The sequence below is a fragment of the Hominibacterium faecale genome (assembly GCF_020734085.1).
In the GTDB taxonomy this organism is placed as follows: Bacteria; Bacillota; Clostridia; order Peptostreptococcales; family Anaerovoracaceae; genus Hominibacterium; species Hominibacterium faecale.
On the sequence record NZ_JAJAGH010000012.1, the window covers coordinates 138,472 to 156,177 of the forward strand.

Genomic DNA, 17,706 nt, shown 5'->3' on the forward strand with positions numbered 1-17,706 from the left:
CTTCAAATGTGGTTAATTTTAAGCTTTTCGACGTTTATCCACACTTTTTTCAAAATCGTATACAATTTTATCCCAACCCTCCTGTGGAAAATCCAATCAAAAAAAGTCCATCAATTTCAACGTTTTTCTTGTCAACCCCCTTTTTTTCATACTGTGTTATCCACAGCCTGTTCTGTTATATCCCACTCCCCTTGTTTTTTTCGGAATTATCAACAATTTCAATCTGTTTTCTAGGCTTTTTACCGGTAAAATCCGTAATGCCCTCAAAAATCCCCTGCGCCAATTTTTTCTGATACTGACTGCTTTCCAAAAGCTTTGCTTCCTCGGGGTTGGACAAGAATCCGCATTCAATAATAGCGATGGGACAGGTCACTTCCTTGAATAAAAATACATCTGTTTTTGGAAGAGCCACCCTCTTTTTATTATTTTCTAAAACTGCTCCTACTTTTTCTTGAAGTGTTTCGGCTAATTTTTTGCTGTTCTTAAGGATTTTTTCTTCCCCGCCCGAACCTGGATAGAAAACCTGCATACCTCTCACCGACGGGTCTTCTTTAAAGCTGTTCAGATGTATGCTTACTGCCAGCACCGGATCCGTCTTGTCAATCAAATCTCGTCTCGCTTTTAAATCCTGGGTTTTCAGGCTGCGTATGGTACCGCTGCCCTCTTCATATAGTCCTGTATCCGTATCTCGTGTCATGACCACCTGCCATCCCGCAGCCTCTGCCAGGGCTTTTACTTCTTGAGAAATTGCCAGGTTGATCGCTTTCTCAGAAACGCCCTGCCCGCTTTCAGCTCCGCCATCTATTCCGCCGTGGCCAGGGTCAATCAGCAGTACATCCGTTTCCATCACACTTGCCACTTTTTCAACGATCTGGCTGTAACCCGGAACAAATGCAACTGCCAGGAGCAGCAAACCTATACAAATACCTGCTTGTATCAGTCTTTTTTTCATTAACTCCACCTCATTTCATTGGAAAGACTCCTTTGAAATTGTATGAAGCAGAGTGCTCACTTATTCTACAGCAAATTAGTACATGTTTGTTTTATTATATAACAAACTGATTTGTTTGGACAGCCTAACATTTGACTTTTTTATAGAATTTATATTACAATCTTTTCATTGGACTATGCTTTGTAATAAGGAGATGCTTATGAACACGATAAAGCTATACCAGCAAGACGTATATCAACAACAATGCCAGGCAGTCGTAAAGGCCGTGGATCAGGACACCGTCCTTCTGGATCAGACGATTTTCTTTCCAACCGGCGGCGGACAGAGCTGCGACCTGGGAACCATAGACGGGTTGGAGGTAACGGAAGTTTATGAAAAGGACGACCTGGTCTATCACCGCCTTTCCGTTCCGCCTGCCTTTCAGGAAGGTATGCAGGTACATTGCCGGATCGACTGGGATAGGCGCTTTGATAACATGCAGCGCCATTGCGGCGAACATATTCTGTCGGGCATCTGTTACCAATTGTTCGGAGGAATCAACCGCGGGTTTCATATGGGGCAGGATTATATGACCGTCGATATTGCTTTGGAAGAGAATCCCGAAATAAAAGAAATCACCTGGGAAATGGCAAAGGAAGCCGAATTGGCGGCCAATCAAGTTATCTGGTCGAACGCCCCTGTAACAGTAAGACACTTTGAAACCAGGGAGGAAGCTGAAAAAATGCCTCTGCGCAAGGCTCTGGCCATTGATGAAGAAATCTCCATCGTCTGTGTAGGGGATGTAAAAAATGCCTCCGACTGTGTTGCCTGCTGCGGAACCCACCCCTCATCGGCTGGTCAGGTGGGGCTGATCAAGCTCTATAAGGTTGAACATTATAAGGGGATGTTCCGTATCTATTTTGAAGCCGGCCAGCGCGCGCTTATGGATTACGATGGCAAGCACGACTTGGTCACCGCTCTGGGCAATCGCTATTCTGCAGGAGCAGAAGATTTATTGGATAAAATAAAGGCCAGAGAAGAAAAGAATAAGATCATAAAAAACGAACTTCATGTGCTCCGACAATCTGTAATTCAGGAAAGGGTCGATCGCATCCGTCAGCAGATCCAGAGTTCAGAGCCATCGGAAATTGTGATATATGAATTTGCCGACATGAAGACCGATGATCTGCTCAATATTGGCCGCCCCTTAATTCAGGATATCAAAAAGCTGCTATTGATTATCTCGCCGCAGGATTGCACATTGCTGCTCTTTTCAAACGGTAATCTCAACTGCGGAAAGCTGGTAAAGGAGAATGCTTCGATCTATAACGGAAAGGGCGGCGGCAGCGCCACCTCCGCCAGAGCCATTTTTCCCAAGCGGGAAGGGCTTGATACCTTTGTCGACCTTTTGGAGAAACATCTTCGCTAGAGGTTTGGTGAATTTTTCAGGCGGTTAATATCATAATTGCGGCGAAAATGCCTTGATTCCAATACCTTATGGCGTCTGGCGGCTTCCACGTAACTGGGCATCTGGGGAACTATCAGAACGCCCTTTAAAGTGTTCTGATACTTTCGTGGCTCTTCTTCAAGCAAGTGGAAGGAAAAGTATCAGTATCGAAGAAATTTTCGTTAAATCGTGATAGTTTCTTATCATGCCGCTTTGTATACCTAGACTATTTCACTTCCTGACTGGCTTGATCACTTAGGTGCCGTTTGTTTTTTGATATTGCTCTCTGGGTGCGCCGGTTCAATCGATTGGCAGTTGGCCGGAAAAAGTGGCTGCTAATATGGGGTGCGAGTACGGCAAAGAGATCACATTTCAACAATACCCGGTGAGGTCCCGCGACTACGGCAAAGCCGCAAGGTCACATTAGTGTGCTATCGTTGTACTCAACCCACAAAAATTTGTGATATTTCCGCAAAGTTGTGAGGCTGTGGGACTTATATTAAAGAAAGGATCATCTGGCGCGGTTTCAGCCCTCCGGCAGGCACTAAAATATAAATAAATTCCAATTCTATTCGAAATACTGCATTTTAGAGACATTGTCCATATCAATTCAGCCTTTTTTCGTAAAATCAAGGAAATATTAGGAATTGGAAACCAAGTTAGCGCAAACTTTTCATTTCTAAGTTTGTATTGACAGCAAATTAATGCTTATCAAGGTGTCTAATATGAAAAATAGCCTATTTTTTCTATGGACATTGCTTTGATTTTAGCCCATATCGAATAGAAATCGGGAAAAAAACTTTAAATCGGACTATCAGGGAGCAATACCATCTGGGCAAAACGGCATCGTTCCCCTGCGGCTCTCTCCTCCGCTCCCTTCGTTCGCTTCGCTGTCCCTTTTGCCTGCATCGCTAAAGCGCTGGGCAAAACGGCATCGTTCCCCTGCGGCTCTCTCCTCCGCGAACAACAAAACGGGCCGCTGCGCGTTGTGAATAACGACAGTGGCCCGTTTTTAGAACCGGTACGATATTTTATTTTCTAACATCTACATAAACAGTCTTGAATTGTACACCCCATTTATAGCACTTGCTGCTGGAGTTCATATACAAATCTACGGTTCTGCCTTTGATGTTGCCGCCGGTATCCTCAGCCCTGGCGTGCCCGTATCCATCGATGTACACCTTGGTGCCAAGGGGAATCACCTTTGGATCGACCGCAATGGCACCGACCCTGGCCTTAGTTCCCATAGCCGTCCGTCCGCCTCCGCTGTAAGCATATGCTTTCACGGTAAACTTCTTCTTATAAGAAAAACCCTTTTTATGAGTCTTCATCTTCACCTTGCCTGCTTTCGCCATTGCTGGAGCAGAATAAACGGAAAAGACTTTCTTGCCTTTCATTTTTTTAAAGGCTCGCACTTTATAATAATAAGTTTTTCCGCCCTTAAGCTTTGAATTGGTAAACTTGGTTGTCTTACCCTTGTTTATGATCTTAATCCGTTTATACTTCCCGTTTTTTGATCCGGCCCGGTATATGTGGTAGCCTTCAGCGCCGCTGATCTTTTTCCAGGTTATAGTTACTTTTTCCTCCCCGGCCCTTGCTTTCACTGTTGTTTTAACAGGTCTGGCTTTGCCCGACGCAATCTTGGAATAGCTGCTCTGAACGCTGCCATTATAGGCTCTTACCTTATAATAGTAGACCTTTCCCGTAATACGTTTTTTATTCTTATAGCTGGTCTTGCCGCCTCTCACAGTGGCAATCTTCTTGTATTTTCCGTTTTTCTTTGTTGCACGATAGACCCTGTAGCCGTCGGCTCCCGCCACCTGCTTCCACTGAATCTGAATGGTTTTGACACCCAGGCTCTTGGTTTTAATTCCTGACGGAGCCGCCAAAGTTTTCGGCGCCTGTACGGCAGAAGTTTCATCAGCTGTTCCCTGCTCCTGCGTAGATACAGTCTCCGATGCTGCCATCGCCGCCGCTTCGCTGGAAGTCTCCATCTGTGTATCTGTCTGCGCAAAAGCAGTCGGCATCGGAGAAAACACAGCCACCAGCATAATCGCCGCCACGGTGAGTGCTCCCCATCGTCGTATTTTACTTACTTCTTCTTTTTTCATACTCCCTCCTTTGCTGCCCCAGTTAATCACTGAGGATATAAATTGTAACATTTCGAACGCCCCAACTGAGGCAGGCACTTTCTGAGTTCTTATAAACATCTATGGTGTTTCCCTTGATATTGCCTCCGGTATCTTCTGCCCTGGCAAAGCCATAGCCTTCTACATACACATTTGTCCCCAAGGGGATTACACTTGGATCAACCGCAATCTCGCCGGTTCTGGCAGCAGTACCCATGGCTGTCCGGCCGCCGCCAGTATAGGCATATGCTTTGACCGTAAATTTTTTCGTATATTCCTTGCCTTGAATCGTGCCGCGGGTGCTCTTAGCAACCACCTTATTCACTGGTTTGCTGACTGTTTCACGTTCCAGCTCCTTGCGCGCAATCTCCTTACCATCGGAATAAGTGATTTGGTAGACAACCCGATCCTGTCCCTTCTCACCCTTTTTTTCAACCTTCGTCGTTCCTGCAGGCAAGTCATCGTCGTCCTTTGTCTTAGTTTTAAAATCGATCTCTTCCATAACCTCCTGGGTAGCAGTCGTGATTCGATTAATCACAATCTCCGTTCCCGCCGCCAGGGGTTCGCTGAGCGCAGGGCTGACCTTGTCGGCTTCTCCCACTTTAATCTTATGATACTTCAGGGCCTCACCGACAGTTTTTGGAAGGGCTTTCAGCTCCTTAGTCCGGCCGTCGGCCTGCAGGGTAAAGTCCACTGCTTTCTCAACCGTAACTTCCTGTCCATCCGTCAGCGGCTTGTCAATATCCGGTGTAACGGAATCTTCCTTGACCAGCTCAATCTTTTCTTCTTCCAGCAGCTCACCAACGTCATAGCTGCTCGTTTCAACGGATTGAGCCTGTCCATCCACCACCAGCCGGATCTCCTTTGAAGCCAGCTGGGTCACAAGCAGGAAAGCCAGTCCAATAATTAGGAGCAACATTCCCAGGCATATGATTAATAGTTTATGATCTGCAAGTTTTTTAATCATGGCTTTGTCTTTACTCCTTCATAAAATGAAAAACAGTGTATTCTTTATAAATACACTGTGCAAAAATTATTATAGCAAATTGATACGACATGTCAAGTTTTTGCCCCCTCGTCCGCCCTTTCTACAACGTCAAGATTCTTGAAATTTCAACATTTCTGCTCATTTCAAAAAGTTCTCGCAAAAAGCCTTGTTTTTCCGTAAAACAACCAGCAAATTTCTTTTTTTGCACTTTTTCTTGACACCGATCCTTTGTCGTGGCATAATACCGATATGGTTAGTTACTCAAGTAATTAACCATCTAACAAATGAAGCATTCTTATAATTCTAGTAAGGAGGGATTTTATGAAACTTGACTTTGAATCAAGTAAGCCCATATTTCTCCAAATCGCAGAAGGTATCGAAGATGCCATTCTTTCCGGAGCATTTCCTGAAGGGCAGCAGATCCCCTCAATTACAGAGCTTTCAGCCAGTTATAAAATCAATCCGGCCACGGCTTTGAAGGGGATCAACTTGCTGGTTGATGAAGATATCGTGTATAAAAAAAGGGGGGTAGGCATGTTTGTCAATAACGGAGCAACGGAAAAGTTACAGCAGATTAGGAGAGACCAGTTCTATGACAGTTACATTGCCAGTTTGGTGGAAGAAGCTAAACGGCTGGGACTGACTGCAGAAGATATCAAAAATATGATTGAAAGGGGTTTTAACAAATGAACAGTATTGCATTAAAAGGCATATCGAAACAGTTTGGAGATACCATAGCCCTAAAGGACATTTCTCTCTATTTTGAAGAAAATAAAATCTACGGACTCCTGGGCAGAAACGGGGCCGGGAAGTCGACCATGCTCAACATCATTGCCAACCGGCTGTTCGCGGATTCCGGAGAAGTTACAGTCAACGGACTGGCGGCAGCGGAAAACGACCAGGCCCAGCAGTTGATCTATCTCATGAGCGAACAGACTTTGTATCCGGAAAGTATGAAGATACGGGAAGTATTCAAGTGGACAAAGAATTTTTATCCCAATTTTGATCTGGCCTATGCCCAGAATCTGGCGGCCAAGTTCGGCTTGGACACTAAGAAAAAGGTCCGCTCCCTTTCAACCGGCTACGGATCGATCTTTAAGATCATTGTCGCCCTTTCCGTCAATACGCCTTATGTGCTGCTGGACGAACCGGTTCTGGGGCTGGACGCCAACCATCGGGATATGTTCTACAAGCTTCTCATTGAGAAATACAGCAAAAGTCCCAGCACTTTTATCATCTCGACCCACTTGATCGAGGAAGTATCCAGTGTTATCGAAGATATTATAATCATTAAAAATGGAACCATCATCAAAAATGAATCCTGTGAATCGCTTTTATCCAAAGGCTATACGGTTTCGGGAAAAGCCAGCCAGGTCGATGCTTTCATCGAGGGGAAGGAAGTCATCGGCATAGATCGGCTGGGAGGATTGAAAACCGCCCATATTATCGGCGACCTCGATCGGTGCCAAGTGCCCGATTCCCTGGAAGTCACCAAACTGGATCTGCAAAAGCTGTTCATTCAGCTTACCAATTCTTAAGGAGTGTGATTGTCATGAATATATTACCAAGTTACCGCTATCAGATGGCGGATCATAAAAAGAGTATCCTCATTTTCTATGTAGTGATTGTTGGGCTATCTCTCATCTTCGGTTTTAGTACCACCTTGATCATCAACGGCAATGACGCAGCTGTTCATGGTTCCACGAGCGGCAATGAAATGGCCACTGTCATTTTCCTCTTTGTCGTTGGCCTGTGTACCTTTAAAGAAACGTTTCTGATCTCCCTTCAAAACGGGGTTTCCAGAAAAACACTTTTTACGGCAAAACTGCTCACCATGCTGTCAGTTGCCGTAATTATGGCGATGATTGATAAGATTTTCTTTCTGCTCTACGCGGCAGCCTTATCCATCACCAATAGTCAAGTCACCGCCTCCACTTTTTATGAAGCGCTGTATCCATCCAGCACCGCTGGTGCAGGCCCGCTGATGCTTCATGCAGAAAGCTTTTTCTTCGAAGTTCTGCTAGCCCTGGCAGCTATGGCCGCAGGCTATTTTATCACCATTATGTTTTATCGTCTGAGCAAAACTGGGAAAGTGATTGTAGGCGCCGGGGTTCCCGTGCTTTTCCTGATGGCCATTCCCTGGGCGGATCAATATTTTTTTAATGGAAAGATTACGATCGCTCTGGTAAAGCTGATCATGACTGCTGTGAATACGCCTTCTCATATGGCTGTTACTTGCCTGCTGGCCATCGTCGTCTTCAACGCATTGGCTTTTACCCTGATGCGAAAAGCCGTCGTCAAACAATAGGTATTTACAGCGAATAACATGAGGCTGCCTGCAAGGAGAGCGGCCTCTGGGCCTCCCAGGTTGATAGCCGGGAAATTATCGCGGCCTGGGAGTTTCCCTCCGGATTGCGGTAATTTTTTATCGCGGCCAGATTGATATGGGATTGCCCCACGAAACGTAGTTAAAATTCTATACTAAATTTTTAAGAATCAAGAAATTAGTGTAATCCCAGACATCGGGCCGCTGTATGCACCAAACTAGCTTTCATGCGACAACGCATCCTGTTTTCGCATTCCATTTTACATTGAGCTGCTTCTCAAACTGTCAAGAGGCTTCACATCTCCCCCAGCCGGCAAAAATCCTGGCGGCTGGGTAATTCTCTTCCCATCGTGACTGAAACGGTCATAGTGGTCGTCCAGCAATCAGGAAAACGTTTGGCTGACCTTTTCCAATTCACGAATAATGGAAATATGCTGGGGGCAGACTTCTTCGCATTTTCCGCATTTGATACATTCCGAAGCCCGTTTTTTTCCATGTCCGTTCACCAGCCATTCTTCTTGTGATGCCGCTGCTTCTTTCTGGTTGAATAAGGTCAACTGGTTCATTGCAGTGAAGGACCCAGAAATGCCAATGTTCATGGGGCATACCTTTGCGCAGTAATCGCAGGTGGTACAGGAAATAAGCGGGATTCGGCACAAAGCGTCACGCGCTCTTTCGATCACGCCTTTCTCCTCAGCCGACAGCCCTTTAAAAGTTTTCATAAAAGAAAGGTTGTCTTCCATTTGCTCCAAACTGCTCATGCCGGACAAGACCGTAATCACACCTTCCAAATCCGCAGCATAGCGAATTGCCCAGGACGCGTTTGATGCGCCGGGGTCGGCCTCCTGCAGAACTTTTTGCACAGGCGCAGGCGGAGTCGCCAGCATGCCGCCTTTGACCGGTTCCATAATAATCACGGGTTTTTTGTGTTTTCTGGCAACCTCGTAGCAGGATCGGGATTGTATGGATGGATTATCCCAGTCCGCATAATTGATCTGCAGCTGGACGAATTCCATTTCCGGGTGAGCCGTTAGGATAGCTTCCAGTTCATCTGCCGTTGAATGAAAGGAAAATCCTGCATGCTTAATTAGACCTTCCTCTTTTTTTTCCTGTACCCAACTCCACATATCATAGTCATCGAAAACTTTTGTACGGTTTTCACCCAAATTGTGCAGCAAATAAAAGTCAAAGTAACCGGCGCCAGTTTGCTTGAGCGACGTATCGAATTGCTTAATCGCTTCCTCCCTGGTCTTGCAGTCAATCCATGCTGCGTTCTTCGTTGCCAGCTGAAAACGCTCCCTCGGGTACCGCTCCACGAGAGCCGTCCGAATCGCATCTTCACTGCCTGCATAGGCCCATGCCGTATCAAAATAGGTAAAACCGGCATCCAAAAACCGATCCACCATTATTTTTACCTGTTCGACATCGACTTTGCCCTCTTTCTGCGGCAGCCGCATCAGTCCAAACCCCAGTTTTTTTATGTCTTTTCCTAAAGTCTCCATTTAGGTCCCTCCTCGTTTTCTATCTTCAAAGCTTGACAGGGATGTACACCTGCATTATCATTACTTTAACACCTTCGAGCAGCTCGAAGTCAAGCTTTTTAAGGAGGTTTTTTATGTTTACGGTAAAAGATGTATCCAAGATGCTGGATCTTACGGAACATACGGTCCGCTTTTATACGGATAAGGGACTGGTGCCCTCTGTAAAACGAGATAAGAATAATATTCGTCTGTTTGATGAGGAATCCATCAACTGGCTGACCGGAGTCAAATATCTTCGCGATTGCGGAATGCCTCTCGATGCGGTTAAACAGTATGTGGATTTATGCCTGGAGGGTGATTCCACCATCCGCCAGCGCTGGCAGATCATTCAGGATCAAATCATCAAAGCCAAGGCGCAAAAAGCGGAAGCAGAACGGCGTCTGGAATATCTGGAAAAGAAAGCGGCGCTGTATCAGGAAACGATGAATCATCAGCTTCCCGATCAGCTCAATCCTGCCAAATGGTCCAAGCAGTCCGCAGGTTGAGCGGCTCTTTCGCCAATGCGCCTTTGTCTCATTTTTCTATTTCAAAAATCCCGAAATAATTTTTTCTTCGGCTTCGGCCTCAGTAAGGCCTAAGGTCCGCAGCTTGAGGATCTGTTCGCCTGCAATCTTTCCGATGGCTGCCTCATGGATCAGCTGTGCGTCCACATGGGATGCCTCCAGCGCCGGGGCTGCGGAAACCGTTCCGTTGTCCGCCAGAATGGCGTCGCATTCCGAATGGCCGGTACAGCGGGTTTCACCTTTGATAACCGAACGGAACATCTGATGGGAATTGCCCCGGGCAACGGATCTGGAAATCAGGTCGGCTCCTGAATCCTCTCCTGCAAGGGTCACCTCAAAATCGGTCTCTGCTTTCTCATAGCCATCAGTCATGATTCGCTCGCGCACCACCAGCTTGGCCCGCGCAGCCAGGGTTCCCGTAGTTTTACGGATGGTACTGTCAACCCCTTTGATCTGGACCGTATCCATTTCCAGGCTGGCATCCTCCGCCAGCTCTACTTCCGTCACCGGATCGATGCGGCGCGCTCCCGTACCGCTTCCCGTACCGATATGTTTTTCCGTATAAAGTACGTGGGCTCCTTTTTCCAGAACAAAACGATGGATCCCGTTGTGGCGGGCCTCATCATCGCTGTCTGTATGAACACCGCAGCCGGCGACAATGGTCACATCCGCCCCTTCTCCCACATAAAAATCATTGTAAACTAAATCGTCCACATTTCCCCTGGTCACGCAGGCTGGTATGGAAATGGTTTCGCCCTTGGTTCCCGGCTTGATGTGGATTTCCAGGCCAGGCTTGTCCGTCTTGGATTCAATGCGCACATGTTCCGTAGACTGGCGGCCGGCGCACATGCCGTCTTCCCGTATATTGAAGGCGCCTTTAAAATCTCCGTCAAACTCGGAGACAATGCGCAGTAGAGTTTCCGTAATCTTATTCATGGCAAATCTCCTCCTTTCCATGAGGGCAGCGAATCGTCCGTTCTTCTGAAAGCAGCGTCGGCAGGATTTTCTCCCGAGGTCCGGCGCTCTTCACACGGCCCGCTCCGATAACGACGATCTCGTCGGCAATGGATAAAATTCGCTCCTGGTGGGAAATCACCAGCAAAGTCCCCTCGTTTTCCTGGCGCAATTCTTCAAAAGTCTCCACCAAACGGGTAAAGCTCCAAAGATCGATACCTGCCTCCGGTTCATCGAAGATGGACAGCTTGGCATTGCGAGCCAGAACGGTAGCAATCTCAATGCGTTTGCTTTCGCCTCCTGAAAGGGACGCGCTCATTTCCCGGTCTATGTATTCTTCCGCACAGAGCCCCACTTTTCCCAGCAGTGTGCAGATGGACGTTTCATCCAGACCGCCGCCTGCGGCCAGATCCAGCAGATCGCGAACGGTCAGTCCCTTAAAGCGTACCGGCTGCTGGAACGCATATGCGACTCCCTTTTTTGCCCGATCCGTCACGTTGGCCTCGGTGATATCTTCTCCCTCCAGGAAAATCCGCCCTGATGAGGGCGTTACAAGACCTGCGATCAGTTTGGCCAGCGTGGTCTTTCCTCCCCCGTTGGGGCCTGTAACGACAATCAGCTTGCCCTTTCCTATCTCCAAATCGATATCCTGGATGATTTCCTCGCCGTCCGGCGAATCCCAGGCAATATGTTCCAGTCTCAGCATACCATTTTCCTCCTCTATAAACCTTTCAGATAATCGATTTCCTCTTTTGTCAGTTTCCGATAATGGCCTTCTTTCAGGCGCCCAAGATATAGATCCCCAATGGCTGTTCTCTGCAGCTCCTGCACTTTATTTCCAACAGCGGCGAACATCTTGCGCACCTGCCGGTTCTTGCCTTCGTGGATTTTAATTTCCACCAAAGCCGAACGCTCCGCCTGCTTGATGACCTTCACTTGTGCCGGAGAAGTCACAAAACCGCCGATGTCCACGCCCCTCCGCAGCCTGGCCAGCTTTTCATTGGAAAGTACGCCGGCTACCAGCGCCCGATAGGTCTTGGTAACCTGATGCTTGGGGTGTGTCAATCGGTACGCCAGATCGCCGTCATTGGTCAAAATCAGCATTCCGGATGTATTGTAATCCAGTCTCCCGACTGGAAACAGTCTCGCATCCACATCGGCTACTAGCTCCATGACCACCGGCCTGCCCTGTTCGTCTTGAACCGAGGTAATGTATCCCACTGGTTTATTCAAAAGCACATATTCCTTCTTTTCCTGTGAGCGGATGGTAGTACCGTTGACTTCCACCACATCCCCCGGTTTCACGTCATAACCGGGCTCGCGCATGGTCAGGCCATTGATCTTCACGTTTCCGTTTATGGTCAGTTCGTCCGCTTTGCGCCTGCTGGCGATCCCGGCATGGGCAATATATTTATTTAATCTCATAGTCGCTCCTCAAAATTTAAGAGGCCCGCGGGCCTCCGGTTTCTTGTCCCGCTTGATTCTACCATATTTAGGGCAAAATGAAAAGACCATGCTTCCATGGTCTTTCAGAGAGTTGATTTATTTACCACCTAGTGGTAGGAACCAAATACCTGCTCAAGGCTGTATTCTTTCTGTTCGTCGGAAAAGTCGTCGTCTCTTACACAAAGCCGCAGCAGAACTTCTTTCTGACTGATTTCCTTTTCAATTACAACGTTTCCGTTGCTGTCTTTGACCAGAACTATCATCCTATGACCCTCCCTTCGAACCGCTTTCTTTATTACTTTATCATGATAACGTGATACGCAGGAAAAGTCAACCGATTTTCTTTTGTTTTTGAAGATTTTTAAGGGATTCTTCATTTGCTGTAGGCAGGGCCTTTTGGTATAATGGGACGTAATCAATCATATACCTGTAAAATGTTGTGTAGAAGGGCTTATAATATGATCAATCCATTTCAAAAAAAAGTGCTGATTCTAGCCGTTCGGGCGGGAGAACTGATGATGAAAAACGGGGCGGAAATCTACCGGGTGGAAGATACCATAGAGCGGATTTGTAAGGCCTGCCGGATCCATTATGTAGAGGTTTTCGCCATGCCCACCGGCATCTTCGTCTCCCTGGATTCCGGCGATGCGGACAGCGATATGTATACGTATGTAAAGCGGATCAAGGGCGGCGGCGATACGGACCTGACGAAAATATCCGAAATCAACCGCTTTTCCCGGGAGTTTACTACAACGGACCTTTCCGTAGAAGATGGGATGAAGCGGCTAAAGGAAATTGACAATATACCCTCGGCTCCGCTTCCGGTACGGCTGCTGGGAGCTTCTCTCGTTGCGTCCTTTTTCTCCGTGCTCTTCGGCGGGGGAATTCTCGACTTTCTCTGCGGACTTTTGATCGGAGCTGCCAGCTATTTGCTGTCCCTTTTGCTCAAGCGTTTTTCCATCAATTATTTTATCCGAGGGTTCTGCTGCTGTGCCGTTTCGGCAGCCCTTGCCCTCACGGCGGCGGCTTTTATTCCGGGAACCAATTCCAATGCCATTATCATCGGCACCTTGATGATCTTTGTTCCCGGCGTAGCCATCACCAACTCCATCCGTGATTTTCTGTCGGGCGATATGCTGTCGGGACTTGCCAGAGCCACGGAAGCCGCTTTGATCGCCATATCGCTGGCTGCCGGGGCCGGTGTGATCATGAAGATTTGGAACTCGGTATTTGGGTCTTTGATAGGAGGTACGTTCATATGATTTCCGCATTTTTCTTTGCCCTCTTTGCCACGCTGGGATTTTGCATCATCTTTCATGTGCCTGCCCGCCATATTCCCGTTGCCGCCTGCATCGGCGCAGTGGGCTGGGTGGTCTATCAGTCCCTCATGGCTCTGGGAGCTACGGCGGTTGTCTCCTGCTTCATCGCTTCCTGCGCGGTGGGGCTGCTCAGCGACATCGCCTCCCGCGTATTTAAAGATGCTTCGACCATTTTCACCATTCCCGGCATCTTGTGTCTTGTCCCCGGTTCCGGCATGTACAACACCATGGCCGCGCTGGTTTCGGGCGATCTGAAAGATGCGGCGGCCACCGGCAGCAATACGCTGATGATGGCAGGCTCTATCGCCTTGGGACTGCTGGTCGTGGGCGCGGTGCTGCGGATTATTCTATCTATTGTACACCGGGCCAGCTATATCGCCGGAAAGCTGTAGCCTTCCGATCTGCATATGATTAAACAGGCTCCTTCCTATATATTATGCGGCCGTCCTTGATCGTAGCCAGAACTTCCATCTCCAGGATTTCACCAGCAGCGGCCGCTTCATAAGGATCCTTGCTGATCACTGCCATGTCGGCGGTTTTTCCCACCTCCAAGGAGCCCTTTTGTTTTTCTTCACCATTGGCATAAGCAGCATTGACCGTACACATCTTGATGGCCTCGGTAACAGAAATGTTTCTAACTTGATTATAGCCGCTTACGCAGTGGGCCAGATAAGTAAGGGGCTGAATCGGCGCCACCGGCGCGTCGGAGCCGCTGAGGACAGTGATCCCCTTTTCGATAATTTTATGAAAGGGGTCCATTCTGTCTGCCCGCTTTCTTCCCACCACATTGGCGAACTCTTGGCCGGCTCCGTCCCAAAAGTAGGAAAAGCTCGGCTGCATGGAAAGAATGATGTCCAGTTCTTTTGCCATTTGGATCTGTTCATCTGTGGGGAGGCAGAAATGCTCCAGCCTGTGGCGGATGTCTTTTCTCCCCTGCTCCGAAAATACCCGAAGATATGTATAGAGCAGCTGATCGATGGCCCTTTCGCCTACAGCGTGCATGGTACACTGCATGCTCCGTGCATGGGCTTTTGAAATAAAATCATATACTTCCTCATCGGAATGATAGAGCATTCCCCGAAGCTCCGGCCGATCCGTGTAGGGTGTGAAGCAGGCCATGGTATGTTCAAATGCTGCACCGTCAAGGGTCAGGATACCGTTTTTCCTTGATATATTGATCCAGAAAATTGAAGCCGTACACCCATCCGTCTCCCGGCTCAGCGAGACATCTTGCTTCTATATCACCGCATTCTGGATGTGCGCCGCATTGCTTGCCATCATGACCATCCTCAGATTTATCCTCTCCGGGAGCAAATTTAGTTATAAGAATCGGAAGGGTCTTTAAACCTGACGGGGTGCTGGGACCCGGAAAGGTGTTTTGTGAGCAGGTATCGTAACGGGGCCAGGAAAAGTATCAAAAACAGGCATAGCAGCGGGATCCGGACCTGGACCCGGAAAACTTTTGAAAAAAATTGCATTCTTTACGCAAAGTTGTGAGCTTGCAGGGTCTGATCTCCGCAACCTGCGGCCCGCGCGGCCTCCATGGCGAGTCTGAGTGTGCTTGAGCGTTGAAACTTGCGTAAAAATTGAAATTTTGTTTTACTTTTTTCCCGAAACTCCCCACATCGTATCTGCAAGCCGCAGCAGCCTCGCATTGCAAAGGTATGGCCCCACTGGCTGGAAGCAAATTTCATGAAATCAAAAACGCAGGGCGGCTGCATGAAGCATATCGCTTTTCATGCAGCCGCCCTTTCTTGTACCTTTTATTTTCGCTTGTTTCTTTTACGCCGCAGCTCCAGCTTGTATATAACCATTACTACGATTAATACCCCCGCCAAAGCCCAGGGTATCCAGGTTTGCCCTTGTAAATCCATCTTTTTCTCCCTTTTGCTCAAATAGCAGCGGCTTTCTACATGGTTTCCAGTTTCTTTGCCAGCTCTTCCAGCCAGTCGCCTTCAAAGAGTTCGATCATTCCCTTGTCGCAGGCCGCAGCCAGCTTAGGATCGATCGGCAGGCGTCCCAGCACTTCCAAACCGTGTTCCTTGGCGACCTCTTCAATATGGCTGTCGCCGAATACTTGATAATCCTTGCCATTGTCCGGACAGGTAAAATAGGACATGTTTTCCACCAGACCGATGATTGGAATATTCATCAGCTGGGCCATTTTAACGGCTTTGGAAACGATCATCGATACCAGTTCCTGTGGAGAAGTAACGATTACGATACCATCCACCGGAATGGATTGGAATACGGTCAGCGGCACATCGCCGGTACCCGGCGGCATATCGATGAACATGTAATCCACATCCCCCCATAAAACATCGGTCCAGAACTGTTTAACCGTTCCGGCGATAACCGGTCCTCTCCATACGACCGGATCCGTGTCGTTTTCCAGAATGGAGTTGACAGACATAGTGCCGATGCCTGTCTTAGTTTTTACCGGAAAGATTCCCAGTTCATTGGCCACGGCTTTTTCCTTCAGCTTAAATGCCTTGGGAATGGACGGACCTGTAATATCCGCATCCAGGATCGCAGCTTGGTATCCCTTTCTCTGCATGGTCACTGCCAGCAGCGAGGTCACCAAGGATTTTCCTACGCCGCCTTTTCCGCTGACAACGCCAATTACTTTTTTGATATTGTTGTATTCGTTGGTCGGTTCGATCAGGCTCTCAGGCTGCTGATCAGAACATGCGTGTTCGCATCCGCTGCAGCATTCTTCCGTGCATCCGGTGTCGCCGCAGCCTCTTGTATTTTCTTCCATTGTTTATTTCCTCTCTTCTGTTATTGACATATGTTATTTATATTATATCGGGAAAGCCCGGCTTGGTCAACCGGGTATTACCTATATTTTTACCATTACATCAACAACAAAGAGTCCGCCCTCCGCATAGCAGACGATTTCGCCTCCCAACCGGGCAGCCAGTTCTTTCATAGTGGGAAGCCCAAAGCCATGTCCTGCTTCCTGCTTGGTCGACTTGGGCAAAGTCCCCTCCCGAGTGACCAATCGTTTATCGCAATGATTTTTGATCCGAATCAGCAGCAGGTTGTTATGTTTTTTCCGCATTTGCAGACTGACAAAACGTTCTCTGACAGGCAGCTTTTGGCTGGCCTCCCATGCGTTTTCCAGAGCATTGGAAAGGATCAAACATAGTTCCACTCGATGGGTGATGATGATCGGCACGGAAACATCGATTTCAATGGCTGTTTCCAACTTCTCGAAACGAGCGACGAACTGGGTGAGCACTCCATTGAGATAGGGGTCCTCGCAATATTTGCTGCCTGCCAGTTCATCGCTATAATCCGACGCTTCCTGTAAATAGGACTTTGCCTCCTCGCTCCTTCCCTCTGCCAGCATTCCTGTCAAAGCGGCAAAATGGGCTTTCATATCGTGCTTCATTTGACGAATCATCCGCTGGTTTTCCAATTGCGCCTCGTAGGTTTCCATCTGAATCCGCAGTTCCCTTTGCTGCTGCTGCGTCCGAAAAAGCAGCAGCTGTCTGTAAAGCGCGAAAAAGATAACCAGATAGGTCATCGGCATCAAAAGTAATACTAAAAACATCGCTGGAAGGTCGTGAGGCCGATCGGTAACCACCGTCGGCCAGTTGGACATCACCGCCAGCAGCATGTAGTACAATGCTGTCATCAGCGCGAAGATCCACCATCCTTTTTCCACATGGCTCTGCACTTCCAGGTAAGGCTTTCGCAAATATCGATATACAAAAAACTCAAGCAGCGGAAAAGCTACGATACGGCTCACCAGCATGATCACGCATTGGCCGTGCAGATAAAAATCCAGCAGATTGGTCACTGCTATGATCCAAAGGGCAATGGTATCTGCAATACAAAAAGTAAAGAAAAAACGTCCGCCCCGGTCCTTGGACATATAGAAGAAAAAGACCAGGCTGGGCAGCGTGCAAGTAAGGATGAACAGTTTTCCCATAACCCCCGGACCGAATCTTGCCAAGCCCCAGACGTTGCCCAGGATTAACAGACCCATGCAGATACCGGTGGCAATCATCGTGGTTTTCAGAGAGTAACGTGAACGATAGATCAGGATAAAAAGAATCAAAATATGAAATAAGGACCATAGAATCGATAACTGGCGTAATAATTCTTCCACGA

18 protein-coding genes are annotated in these 17,706 nt (G+C 47.9%); 7 read left to right on the forward strand and 11 right to left on the reverse strand.

The features are described from left to right. Window positions 1-175: 175 nt before the first annotated feature. On the reverse strand, window positions 176-952 hold the full coding sequence (locus LG211_RS16280) for an N-acetylmuramoyl-L-alanine amidase (RefSeq protein ID WP_269478006.1): 777 nt from the start codon (window positions 950-952) through the stop codon (window positions 176-178). Between the two features lie 199 nt (window positions 953-1,151). Between LG211_RS16280 and LG211_RS16285 the strand changes: the two genes are divergently transcribed. After that, the gene (locus tag LG211_RS16285; protein ID WP_269478007.1) at window positions 1,152-2,360 is read left to right on the forward strand and encodes an alanyl-tRNA editing protein; all 1,209 of its coding nucleotides are present in this window, start codon (window positions 1,152-1,154) and stop codon (window positions 2,358-2,360) included. 1,049 nt (window positions 2,361-3,409) lie between these two features. On the opposite strand, the gene LG211_RS16290 is transcribed toward LG211_RS16285, so the two are convergent. Together LG211_RS16290 and LG211_RS16295 are read right to left on the reverse strand one after the other, a co-directional pair. Next, on the reverse strand, window positions 3,410-4,489 hold the full coding sequence (locus LG211_RS16290; protein WP_269478008.1) for a 3D domain-containing protein: 1,080 nt from the start codon (window positions 4,487-4,489) through the stop codon (window positions 3,410-3,412). 22 nt (window positions 4,490-4,511) lie between these two features. Continuing rightward, entirely contained in the window at window positions 4,512-5,474 is a 963-nt protein-coding gene (locus tag LG211_RS16295; protein ID WP_269478009.1) for a G5 domain-containing protein, read from the reverse strand. A gap of 342 nt (window positions 5,475-5,816) precedes the next feature. On the opposite strand from LG211_RS16295, the gene LG211_RS16300 reads away from it, so the two are divergent. From LG211_RS16300 to LG211_RS16310, 3 genes are read left to right on the forward strand one after another with little or no spacing between them, the layout of a single operon-like run. Beyond that, entirely contained in the window at window positions 5,817-6,185 is a 369-nt protein-coding gene (locus tag LG211_RS16300) for a GntR family transcriptional regulator (protein WP_148396870.1), read from the forward strand. Continuing rightward, window positions 6,182-7,033, forward strand: a complete 852-nt coding sequence (locus tag LG211_RS16305) for an ATP-binding cassette domain-containing protein (RefSeq protein WP_148396871.1) — start codon at window positions 6,182-6,184, stop codon at window positions 7,031-7,033. The genes LG211_RS16300 and LG211_RS16305 overlap by 4 nt, the downstream gene beginning before the upstream one ends. 14 nt (window positions 7,034-7,047) lie before the next feature. Further along, window positions 7,048-7,803 (forward strand): hypothetical protein, encoded by a 756-nt coding sequence (locus LG211_RS16310; RefSeq protein ID WP_148396872.1) that lies wholly within the window; start codon window positions 7,048-7,050, stop codon window positions 7,801-7,803. 401 nt (window positions 7,804-8,204) lie between these two features. Here LG211_RS16310 and LG211_RS16315 read toward each other — a convergent pair whose 3' ends face one another. Beyond that, a complete protein-coding gene (locus LG211_RS16315; RefSeq protein ID WP_269478010.1) occupies window positions 8,205-9,323 on the reverse strand; it encodes an aldo/keto reductase in 1,119 nt (372 codons plus the stop codon). Between the two features lie 113 nt (window positions 9,324-9,436). Here LG211_RS16315 and LG211_RS16320 point away from each other — a divergent pair, with 113 nt between their 5' ends. Beyond that, entirely contained in the window at window positions 9,437-9,847 is a 411-nt protein-coding gene (locus tag LG211_RS16320) for a MerR family transcriptional regulator (protein WP_148396874.1), read from the forward strand. A 36-nt stretch (window positions 9,848-9,883) separates the two neighbouring features. On the opposite strand, the gene LG211_RS16325 is transcribed toward LG211_RS16320, so the two are convergent. The 4 genes from LG211_RS16325 to LG211_RS16340 form a co-directional block, all read right to left on the reverse strand. Further along, window positions 9,884-10,801, reverse strand: coding sequence for a SufB/SufD family protein (locus LG211_RS16325; RefSeq protein WP_148396875.1), 918 nt, complete (start codon window positions 10,799-10,801; stop codon window positions 9,884-9,886). Next, a complete protein-coding gene (locus LG211_RS16330; protein WP_269478011.1) occupies window positions 10,794-11,525 on the reverse strand; it encodes an ABC transporter ATP-binding protein in 732 nt (243 codons plus the stop codon). Before LG211_RS16330 ends, LG211_RS16325 begins: the two co-directional genes overlap by 8 nt. 14 nt (window positions 11,526-11,539) lie before the next feature. After that, a complete protein-coding gene (locus tag LG211_RS16335; RefSeq protein ID WP_148396877.1) occupies window positions 11,540-12,244 on the reverse strand; it encodes a pseudouridine synthase in 705 nt (234 codons plus the stop codon). A 128-nt stretch (window positions 12,245-12,372) separates the two neighbouring features. After that, window positions 12,373-12,528, reverse strand: coding sequence for a hypothetical protein (locus tag LG211_RS16340; RefSeq protein WP_227755515.1), 156 nt, complete (start codon window positions 12,526-12,528; stop codon window positions 12,373-12,375). A 195-nt stretch (window positions 12,529-12,723) separates the two neighbouring features. Between LG211_RS16340 and LG211_RS16345 the strand changes: the two genes are divergently transcribed. Both LG211_RS16345 and LG211_RS16350 read left to right on the forward strand, forming a co-directional pair. Next, window positions 12,724-13,527 carry a threonine/serine exporter family protein gene (locus tag LG211_RS16345; RefSeq protein ID WP_227755516.1) on the forward strand — a complete coding sequence of 268 codons (804 nt, stop codon included), beginning with the start codon at window positions 12,724-12,726 and terminating at the stop codon, window positions 13,525-13,527. Further along, a complete protein-coding gene (locus LG211_RS16350; protein WP_148396879.1) occupies window positions 13,524-13,976 on the forward strand; it encodes a threonine/serine exporter family protein in 453 nt (150 codons plus the stop codon). The genes LG211_RS16345 and LG211_RS16350 overlap by 4 nt, the downstream gene beginning before the upstream one ends. Window positions 13,977-13,995: 19 nt before the next feature. On the opposite strand, the gene LG211_RS16355 is transcribed toward LG211_RS16350, so the two are convergent. The 3 genes from LG211_RS16355 to LG211_RS16365 form a co-directional block, all read right to left on the reverse strand. After that, entirely contained in the window at window positions 13,996-14,805 is an 810-nt protein-coding gene (locus LG211_RS16355) for an amidohydrolase (RefSeq protein ID WP_336246084.1), read from the reverse strand. Window positions 14,806-15,493: 688 nt separating this feature from the next. Next, on the reverse strand, window positions 15,494-16,345 hold the full coding sequence (locus tag LG211_RS16360; protein ID WP_148396881.1) for an Mrp/NBP35 family ATP-binding protein: 852 nt from the start codon (window positions 16,343-16,345) through the stop codon (window positions 15,494-15,496). Window positions 16,346-16,426: 81 nt separating this feature from the next. After that, window positions 16,427-17,704 carry a sensor histidine kinase gene (locus LG211_RS16365; RefSeq protein ID WP_269478012.1) on the reverse strand — a complete coding sequence of 426 codons (1,278 nt, stop codon included), beginning with the start codon at window positions 17,702-17,704 and terminating at the stop codon, window positions 16,427-16,429. Between the last annotated feature and the right edge of the window lie 2 nt (window positions 17,705-17,706).